Origin of the sequence: Phenylobacterium sp., assembly GCF_044372605.1 — a bacterium.
In the GTDB taxonomy this organism is placed as follows: domain Bacteria; phylum Pseudomonadota; class Alphaproteobacteria; order Caulobacterales; family Caulobacteraceae; genus Phenylobacterium.
In genome coordinates this window covers 22807-31351 of sequence record NZ_JBILRO010000010.1, presented here as the reverse complement: position 1 = coordinate 31351, position 8545 = coordinate 22807, and the positions used below count along the sequence as shown (strand labels likewise).

The window sequence follows — 8545 nt, the reverse complement described above, 5'->3', positions numbered from 1 at the left end:
GTCCGGGTTGCCGTCCACGGCGGCGCTGAGCTCGGCATAGTCGAGGCCGGCGCGTTCGGTGGCGCGGGCCAGATGGTCGCCCTCGTGCCAGTTGTCGACCTCGCCGCCCCAGATTGTGCGGCTGACCTCGGCCAGGAAAGCCAGGCCCCGGCCCCGCTCGGTCGCCGCCACACCAAGGTGGGTCAGCCGGTGAATGTAAGGCTGCTCCATCCGGTAGCCGACGCCGGGCGCCTGCTGAACCGGGTCGGGCCGCGGCCAACGGAACGGCAGTCCGAGGAAGGCGGCCTCGCGGAACACATCCTGCATGAAATAGGAGAACCACAGCGGGTCGCGATTGTCGAAAAACTCGGGCGTGCGGACGGCCAGGGGATAGACCACCCGGACATTGCAATGCGCGTCATGTTCGGCGTCCAATGCCTGCAGACGCGGCGTCACCATGTAGGAATAGGGTGAGCGGAACGACCAGTAGAGATCGTAGCTGAGCGTCATTTTCGTTCCTCCAATTAGACCCTCGTCGTGGCCCTCAGAAAAGTAGTAGCATGCATCGTGTCACAATATCCGCGTGCTGTCGCGGCGACGAAAGGAAAAGGACATGTCCCCTATTCGATGGTTCGGCCGCGCGGCCCTGGCGCTTCTGACGCTGACACTCATGTCGGCCCCGGCGCAAGCCCAGGCGCCCGATACCCTGAAGGTTATCTTCTGCGGAACCTCGGGGCCGTTGCCGGTGGTCGGACGCGCCAAGCCCTGCACCGCTATCCAGGCTGGCGGCTCGATCTATCTGGTAGATATCGGGCCGGAGGCGACCGAAAACTTCCAGCTCTGGCGTCTGCCGCTGGCCACGGCCAAGGCGGTGTTCATCACTCATCTGCACTCCGATCACATCGGCGACCTGGGCGAGTTCAACATGCAGAGCTGGGTCGCCGGTCGTCCGCAGCCACTGGCGGTGGTGGGCCCGGACGGGGTCGACAAGCTGGCGACCGGGATGAACCTCGCCTACGAGAACGACCACGAGTTTCGCAAGGCTCACCATGATCATGGCGAGTTCAGGTTCGACATCCCCGCCGGTACGCTGAAAGCAAAGGTGGTGACGATCCCTGCCGCCGCCCAGACGGCGGAGGCCTGGAAAGACGGCGACCTGACCGTGACAGCCATCCGGGTGGCGCACGAACCGATCTCGCCGGCCTATGGCTATCGTTTCGACTACAAGGGCCGCTCGGTGGTGATCAGCGGCGACACCCGACCCTGGCCGCCGCTGGCGACGGCGTCGAAGGGCGCTGACGTGATGATCCACGAAGCCCAGAACGCCGACATGACGCGGCAGATGGCGGGCGGCCTGAAGATGTTGGGCAACCCGCGGATGAGCTCGCTGATGACCGATACGCTCACCTATCACACCACGCCGGTGGAGGCGGCGGACCTGGCCCGGGCCGCGGGTGTAAAGGCCCTGGTGCTTAACCACCTCACCCAGGCGGGCCTGCCGTTCTATACGCCCGAGGCGTTCACCAAGGGCATGGACGAAGGTGGCAAACTGGACTGGCGGCTGGCCTTTGACGGCATGACCATCGACTTGCCGGTGGGCAGCACCGAGGTCCGGTTCGGGAAATACTGAGCACGGCGAGGCAATCCGCATCATGGTGCGCCGCTGGTCACGCTGGCGCCGTTTTCGGGCGTCAGGTTCCAGGAGCTGACCACCAGGAGCAGACATGCGCTTGAAGACAGGAATCCTGATCGTGGCGACGGCGTTGCTGTGCGTGGCTTGCGCCAGCGCAGGCGCACCGCCGCCCGGTCTGGATGACGACGACCGCGACGACGGCCCGCCGGGACCCGTCCAGCTGTTGTTCATCAGCCCGGCAGGCAAGCCATTCCGCGCGGAACCGGGGCAGCCCTACCCGGTCTCGACCTGGTTTGCGGAAGCAGATGGCGATGGCGATGGTCGTCTTACGCGCGATGAGTTCAGAGCCGACGCCTCAGCCTGGTTCAAGGCGCTCGATGTCGATGGCGATGGCCGCATCGACATGCCGGAGACCACCCGCTGGGAGGACGCTCTGGTTCCCGAGACCACTCGTTCAGGCGCAGGCCGCGCCTTGACCCAGCGCGGACGCCGGTTCCAGCCGCTCGGCCGCAATGAGCTTGACACCTACAGCCAGGGCGCGGCGCCCTATAGCCTGATCAACGAGCCCCACCCGATCCGGGGGGCGGATGCGGATCTATCCTACAGCGTCAGCGCCGACGAGTTCCGCGCCGCAGCTGACCGGCGCTTCGCCGTGCTGGATGTGGATGGCGATGGCGTGATCCGTCTCATCGATCTCAAGCCGACCGCCGCGCAGGGCCGGAGCGCCAGGCCCCGCTGACCTCAGTAAACCACCACCGTGCGGATGCTCTCGCCGGAATGCATCAGGTCGAAAGCTTCATTGATCCGGTCGAGCGGCAGCTTGTGGGTGATCATCGGGTCGATCTCGATCTTGCCGTCCATGTACCAGTCGATGATCTTCGGCGTGTCGGTGCGTCCGCGCGCGCCGCCGAAGGCGGTGCCTTTCCAGACCCGGCCGGTGACCAGCTGGAACGGCCGGGTGGCGATCTCCTTGCCGGCCTCAGCCACGCCGATGATAATGCTCTCACCCCAGCCGCGGTGACAGGCCTCCAGCGCCTGACGCATGACGGTGGTGTTGCCGGTAGCATCGAAGGTGTAGTCCGCGCCGCCGTCGGTGAGGGCCACGAGATGGGCGACGAGATCACCGTCGATCGCCCCGGGATTGACAAAGTGGGTCATGCCGAAGCGACGGCCCCAGGCCTCCCGGTCGGGGTTGATGTCGACGCCGACGATCATCGCCGCGCCCACCATTCGTAGCCCCTGGATCACGTTCAGGCCGATGCCGCCCAGGCCGAAGACCACCGCATTGGCGCCGGGCTCGACCCCCGCCGTGTTGACCACCGCGCCTACGCCGGTCGTGACACCGCAGCCGGCGTAACAGGCTGTCTCGAAGGGGGCGTCCTTGCGGATCCTGGCCAGGGCGATCTCGGGCAGGACCGTGTAATTCGAGAAGGTCGAGCAGCCCATATAGTGGTGGACCGTCTGGCCCTTCCACGAAAAGCGGCTGGTGCCATCCGGCATAAGGCCCTTGCCTTGCGTGGCGCGGATGGCGGTGCAGAGGTTGGTCTTGCGGCTCAGGCAGCTTTTGCACTGGCGGCACTCGGGCGTGTAGAGCGGGATCACATGGTCGCCCACCGCCACCGAGGTCACACCCGGCCCGACCTCGACCACCACGCCGGCGCCCTCATGACCCAGGATCGAGGGGAAGATGCCTTCGGAATCCAGCCCGTCGAGGGTGTAGGCGTCGGTGTGGCAGACGCCGGTGGCCTTGATTTCCACCAGCACTTCGCCAGCGCGCGGCCCCTCCAGGTCCAGTTCGACGATCTCCAGGGGCCGTTTGGCCTCGAAAGCCACCGCTGCGCGCGTTTTCATGTTTCTGTCCTTCGATTCACCGGGGCCGCCGGATACCATTCCGTAAGCCATGCGCGCGCGCAACGGGAGGCCTCATGACCACCACCTATCCTGCCCCTTCCACGTCGCTGGATGACCGGGTCGCAGGGCTGATGGCGCAGTTGACGCTGGAAGAAAAGGTCCAGCTGATGGCGGGGGCCAGCTCCTTTGCGCTGCACGGGATCGAACGCCTGGGCATTCCCTCGCTCCGGATGTCGGACGGCCCCACCGGCGTGCGTTCGATCAAGGGCGAGGCGGCGACGGTCTTCCCGGTGGGCGTGGCGGTCGCGGCGACCTGGAACCCCGAAACCGCAAGCGAAGTCGCCGCCGCGATCGGCCGCGAGGCCCATGCGCTGGGCGAGCATGTGGTGCTGGCGCCGACCGTCAACATGATGCGCATCCCCACCTGGGGTCGGAACTTCGAGACCTATGCGGAAGATCCCTATCTGGCGGGTGTGATGGGGGTGGCGTTTGTCCGGGGTCTGCAGGCAGAAGGGATCGGCGCGTCGCTGAAACACTACGCGGCCAACAATCAGGAGCTGGAGCGATTCAACGTCGATGCGCGGGTCGATGCGCGGACCTTGCGCGAAATCTACCTGGCCGCCTTTGAGCGGATCGTCGCCGAGGCCGATCCCTGGACCGTGATGGCGTCCTACAACAAGCTGAACGGGACCCTGGCGTCGGAACACCGGCATTTGCTGACCACCATCCTCAAGGAGGAGTGGGGCTATGATGGGATGGTCGTATCCGATTGGACGGCCGTTCGCTCGACGGCGCCCGCCGCCAACGCCGGCATGGATCTGGAAATGCCCGGCCCGGCCAAATGGTTCGGCGACAAGCTGCTGGCGGCGGTTCAGGCCGGGCAGGTCAGCCCGGCCCAGATCGAGGACAATGCGCGCCGCATCGTGCGGCTGATCATCCGGTGCGGTCTGATGGACGGCGCGCCGCGCCCGGTCGGTGAACTGCGCACGACCCGACACAAGGCCATCGCCTTCGAGGCGGCCTGCGAGGCCATGACCCTGCTGAAGAACGACGGCGACCTTTTGCCGCTCCGCAGCGACATCAAGTCCGTAGCCCTGATCGGGCCGAACGCCACCCGGGTGCTCTTGCAGGGGGGCGGGAGTTCGCAGGTGACCACCGACAGCGTGCGCACCGTGGCCGATGGCTTGCGGGATCGGCTTGGACCGGGGGTGACCGTGCTGGAAGCCACCGGTGTCGACAACGACCCCTTCCCGCCGGCCGCGGACCGGCGCCACTTCAGCCCCGACGCCGAGCGCTCGGGCGAGGGCCTCGCCTCAACCTATTTCGAAACCGCGGACCTGTCCGGCGAGCCCAACCGCACCGGGCTCGAGAAGCACCTGATGCGATGGGTGAGCGCGGCCATCGCTTCGGCGCGGCGGACGGCCTACGCCTCGTTCCGCTGGAGTGGCTGGTACTGGCCGGAGAAGACCGGCGTGTTCGAGTTCGGCCTGCGCGCCACAGGCCGGGCCACACTCCGCCTGGACGGCAAGGCCCTGATTTCACCGGATGATCCCGCGAAACCGGACCGCTTCGACGTGATGGGCAGCCTTGTGCCACGATGGCTGGGCAGCGCCGAGCTTGAAGAAGGCCACGGCTATCGTATCGAACTCGACTACGTCCCGGCCAGCGCCGAGAACGACTATCTGGCGCTGGGCGTCCGCACGCCGGCCGAGCCCATGACCCGCGCCATCGAGGTGGCCGCCAGGGCCGACGCGGTAATCCTGGTGCTTGGGTCCGCCGCCGTGACAGAGGCTGAAGGTTATGACCGGCCCGATATGGACCTGCCTGGCGAGCAGAACGCCCTGGCCCGCGCCGTGCTGGCCGCGAACCCGAACACCGTCGTGGTCCTGAACACCGGGTCGCCCTTCGCCCTGCCCTGGATCGACCAGGCCGCGGCGGTGTTGCAGATGTGGCTGCCCGGCGAGACCGGTCCTGACGCGCTCGCCGCCGTGCTGTTCGGCGACCGGGCGCCCGGCGGCCGGCTGCCCGTCACCTTCCCGGAGACGTTCGGCGAACACCCGGCGCACAGACCCAATGCCGACCCTCTGATCTGCGACTACCTGGAAGGCCTGGCGATCGGCTACCGCTTCTATGACGCCGCCCGGGTGCGCCCGCTGTTCCCGTTCGGGCATGGCCTGACCTACACGAGCTTCGAAATCAGCGACCTGCACATGGCCGACACCGCGCAGGCGGGTGAGCCTGTGTCTCTCGTGGTGACGGTGTCAAACACGGGCGCGCGTCCCGGAGCCGAGGTGGTTCAGGTCTATGTTTCGCAGGTGGACCCGCGCCTGCCGCGCCCGCCGAAAGAGTTGAAGGCCTTTGCCAAGATCCGGCTTGATCCCGGCGAAACCCGGCAGGTCAACCTGACACTCGAGCCTCGCGCCTTTGCCCCCTATGACCCGGAAACCGGGACCTGGCCGATCGATGCGGGCGACTATGAGGTGCTGGTAGGCCGTTCGGCGGGCGACATACGGGTGAAGGGCACGGTGCGGCTGGAAGCGTGTTGAGGATCCATCAAGGCCGGTAGATGCCCCGTTCGCAGGGAACCTAGGGCATCCGGGTGGCTGGGGCTGTGGTGGCCGGCTCCACCGTAACCATGCTGCTGATATAGCTGGCGACAGCCTGTATCTCGGCCGCGCTCAAGCCGTCCGTCATAAGCTTCATCAAGCCGTCAGTCAGGGACTTCACGATCTCCGCCTGCGGACGCTGGGCCAGATCAGCGCGGCTGGGCGCGCGATCCGCCGCCGGCTCATGGCAGTCCTTGCAGCGGGCCTCGAAAACGGCCTGACCGGAGGTCTGGGCTTCGGCGGCAGTCCCGAACGACAGCGCCACGGCCAATATGGCCACCAATCCCAGCCCTCTGCAATCTAGCCCAACCAACTCCGCTCTCCCTTGTGTTGAAACGGCCTGAAAGCGGAACTGGTGGATCATCCTCCCCCATCAGGGGAGGATGACGAAACACGAGCGCCGAATCCGTTACTGAGCCGCCGCAGGCGTGCCGGTCGCCACCGGCGGCGGGGCCGCCGGGTTGTTGTTTGGACGCTGGCGACGCGGCATCAGTTTCTGCGCCGCAGTGAACTCCTTGTTGTCGATGCCGCCATCCTTGTCGGTATCGATCATGGCGAAATACTTCTTCAGCATGTCGCCCATCTGGCCGCGCAGTTCCGGCGGGGTAAGCTTGCCGTCGATGTTGTCGTCCATGACGCCAAGGATCAGGTTGGCCTGCAGCATCTTGTCGTACTCGGGACGCTGGTCGGCGACTGTCTCGTCCACCCAGCGGTAGTGGAAATAGGTGGCCAGCATCTCTTCCGAGGACTGCTCTCCCCAGTTCACCAGCCTCTTCGGATCCGGATTGGCCGGGTTGCGGGCGGAGTTGTCATAGGTCCAGCGGGTGATCACCTTCGAGCCGGCCGGAGCCAGCAGCGGCTCTTTCAGGAAGTACTCGTACTGCCAGCTGAAGTCATAGCGCGGCAGGGCCAGCAACATTTCCTCGCGGCCGTCCGGATAGCGGATCGAGACGCTGGCCGAGCCACCGCGATGGTGCGCGTGCGGCGTCAGGCCATAGAGGATGGCGTCCTTGGGCAGCTCAACGGAGGCGACCTCCGGGTGGAACTGTTCGCCGGGCGGGATGGCGATGGTGAAGTCGAAGATGCCGAATGTGCGCAGCACATACTTCGGCTCCTGGCCCTTCGGATAGAAATAGACGCCCATCTGGGTCTTCTCGACCGTCTCGCGGCCATAGGGCGTGTAGTGGTTCTGGAAGGCGATGCCGCCGCTGGGCGGGACCCACACGCCGGTGTTTTCAGGCTGCAGGTTTGAGCCGCGTCCAGGACCATAGCCGCCCAGTGAGGCGCCCCATTCGGCCTCCGACGCGGTCCGGCCCTCGGTGGCCTCGCCCTCGACCACGCCGGTCAGGATGTGGTGCACCACCTGGCGGTCGGTCACCCGGAAGGTGGTGGCCTTCATCCAGCGGCCCTCGGTCATGACGTTCTTCACGACGGGGCGCTGATACTCCATCACGCCCGACGCCGGGATCTTCGCCGCCGGGATCTCGACGATCACGTCCGGCTTGCCTAGCGGCCATTCCGGGGCCTGGAACTTGATCTTCGCCAGCGGATCCTCCCCGGCGCCGCGCGGCGCGCCGGCCTCGACCCAATGGACGAGGGTCTTGATCTGGTCAGGGCTCAGCCTGTCATCATCCTGGAAGTGGCCCACGGTCTGGTCAGCCATATAGGGCGGCATGCGGTTGGTGCGCAGCACCTCGCGGATCATCGGCGAGAAGCCCTTGATCTGCTCATAGTTATTGAGCGGCATCGGTCCAATGCCGCCCGGCTGGTGACAGCCGGTGCACTTGGCCTGGATGATGGGCGCGATCGTCTTGGCGTAGGAAATCTTCGCAAAGCTGGCGGCCTTCGCGCGCTCCGGGAACGCGATCACGGCGCCGCGCGGCGCATTGGCGGCCATCGAGACCTTGCGGCCCGCCACCAGTCCCTCAATCGCCTGCCTCGCCCAGGCCTCGCCGCCCTTGCCCACGACCGCGCCGCGGTAGGCCACCGTCCAGGTGCGCGGATCGATCACGATCACCTCGGCCGCCCGGGTCACGCCCAGGCTCTCGCCGATGATCTGCTGGTAGTCGAACAGGATCGGCATATCGATGCCGGCGGCCTTGGCGTCTGCAATCACTGTGGGGCGAGTCTCACCGATTTTCGAGGCCAGCATCATGAACTCGACCCCCGGGGCCGCATAGGCCGCCTTCAGGTCCATATAGGACTTGGCCTCGGCCCGGATCGCCTTGTCGCCGCTGGCGTAGGTAATGATCACCACGGCCTTGGCGTCGCCCAGCCGGTAGAGCTGGCGGCCCAGGTAGTTCTGATCCGGCAGGCGGAAGTCATCGACCATCTGCGGCGCGGCGGACGGCGCATCGGCGAGCGCAGGGCTCTGTGTTGCTGTCGCCAGGGCCAGAGCCCCCAGAACGGCAGAAAGCGCGCCAAAGATGACGCCGACCCGATTGATCGCAAACCCCATCCGTCCATCTCCCCCAGG

Annotated in this window: 7 protein-coding genes; 3 read left to right on the top strand and 4 right to left on the bottom strand. The window is 66.4% G+C overall.

Going from position 1 to position 8545, the window contains the following annotated elements; translation table 11 throughout:
- Positions 1-489 (bottom strand): DsbA family protein (locus ACIQ42_RS02025; protein ID WP_397420556.1); only part of this gene is annotated, 489 nt, incomplete at its 3' end.
- 103 nt (positions 490-592) lie between these two features.
- On the opposite strand from ACIQ42_RS02025, the gene ACIQ42_RS02020 reads away from it, so the two are divergent.
- Both ACIQ42_RS02020 and ACIQ42_RS02015 read left to right on the top strand, forming a co-directional pair.
- Positions 593-1609: an MBL fold metallo-hydrolase gene (locus ACIQ42_RS02020; protein WP_397420555.1), complete on the top strand. Its 1017-nt coding sequence runs from the start codon at positions 593-595 to the stop codon at positions 1607-1609.
- A 94-nt stretch (positions 1610-1703) separates the two neighbouring features.
- Entirely contained in the window at positions 1704-2351 is a 648-nt protein-coding gene (locus ACIQ42_RS02015; protein ID WP_397420554.1) for an EF-hand domain-containing protein, read from the top strand.
- 2 nt (positions 2352-2353) lie between these two features.
- Here the strand turns inward: ACIQ42_RS02015 and ACIQ42_RS02010 are convergent, their stop codons facing one another.
- Positions 2354-3463 carry an S-(hydroxymethyl)glutathione dehydrogenase/class III alcohol dehydrogenase gene (locus ACIQ42_RS02010; RefSeq protein ID WP_397420553.1) on the bottom strand — a complete coding sequence of 370 codons (1110 nt, stop codon included), beginning with the start codon at positions 3461-3463 and terminating at the stop codon, positions 2354-2356.
- Positions 3464-3537: 74 nt separating this feature from the next.
- Between ACIQ42_RS02010 and ACIQ42_RS02005 the strand changes: the two genes are divergently transcribed.
- On the top strand, positions 3538-6009 hold the full coding sequence (locus ACIQ42_RS02005; protein WP_397420552.1) for a glycoside hydrolase family 3 protein: 2472 nt from the start codon (positions 3538-3540) through the stop codon (positions 6007-6009).
- 40 nt (positions 6010-6049) lie between these two features.
- Here the strand turns inward: ACIQ42_RS02005 and ACIQ42_RS02000 are convergent, their stop codons facing one another.
- Both ACIQ42_RS02000 and ACIQ42_RS01995 read right to left on the bottom strand, forming a co-directional pair.
- Positions 6050-6349 (bottom strand): c-type cytochrome, encoded by a 300-nt coding sequence (locus ACIQ42_RS02000; protein WP_397420551.1) that lies wholly within the window; start codon positions 6347-6349, stop codon positions 6050-6052.
- Between the two features lie 129 nt (positions 6350-6478).
- Positions 6479-8527 carry a hypothetical protein gene (locus tag ACIQ42_RS01995; protein ID WP_397420550.1) on the bottom strand — a complete coding sequence of 683 codons (2049 nt, stop codon included), beginning with the start codon at positions 8525-8527 and terminating at the stop codon, positions 6479-6481.
- Positions 8528-8545 lie beyond the last annotated feature (18 nt).

What these genes read in the sequence shown, in the direction of transcription:
- ACIQ42_RS02020 (WP_397420555.1), top strand. Translation starts at nt 593, where the DNA reads ATGTCCCCTATTCGATGGTTCGGCCGCGCGGCCCTGGCGCTTCTGACG.
- ACIQ42_RS02015 (WP_397420554.1), top strand. Translation starts at nt 1,704, where the DNA reads ATGCGCTTGAAGACAGGAATCCTGATCGTGGCGACGGCGTTGCTGTGC.
- ACIQ42_RS02010 (WP_397420553.1), bottom strand. Translation starts at nt 3,463, where the DNA reads ATGAAAACGCGCGCAGCGGTGGCTTTCGAGGCCAAACGGCCCCTGGAG.
- ACIQ42_RS02005 (WP_397420552.1), top strand. Translation starts at nt 3,538, where the DNA reads ATGACCACCACCTATCCTGCCCCTTCCACGTCGCTGGATGACCGGGTC.
- ACIQ42_RS01995 (WP_397420550.1), bottom strand. Translation starts at nt 8,527, where the DNA reads ATGGGGTTTGCGATCAATCGGGTCGGCGTCATCTTTGGCGCGCTTTCT.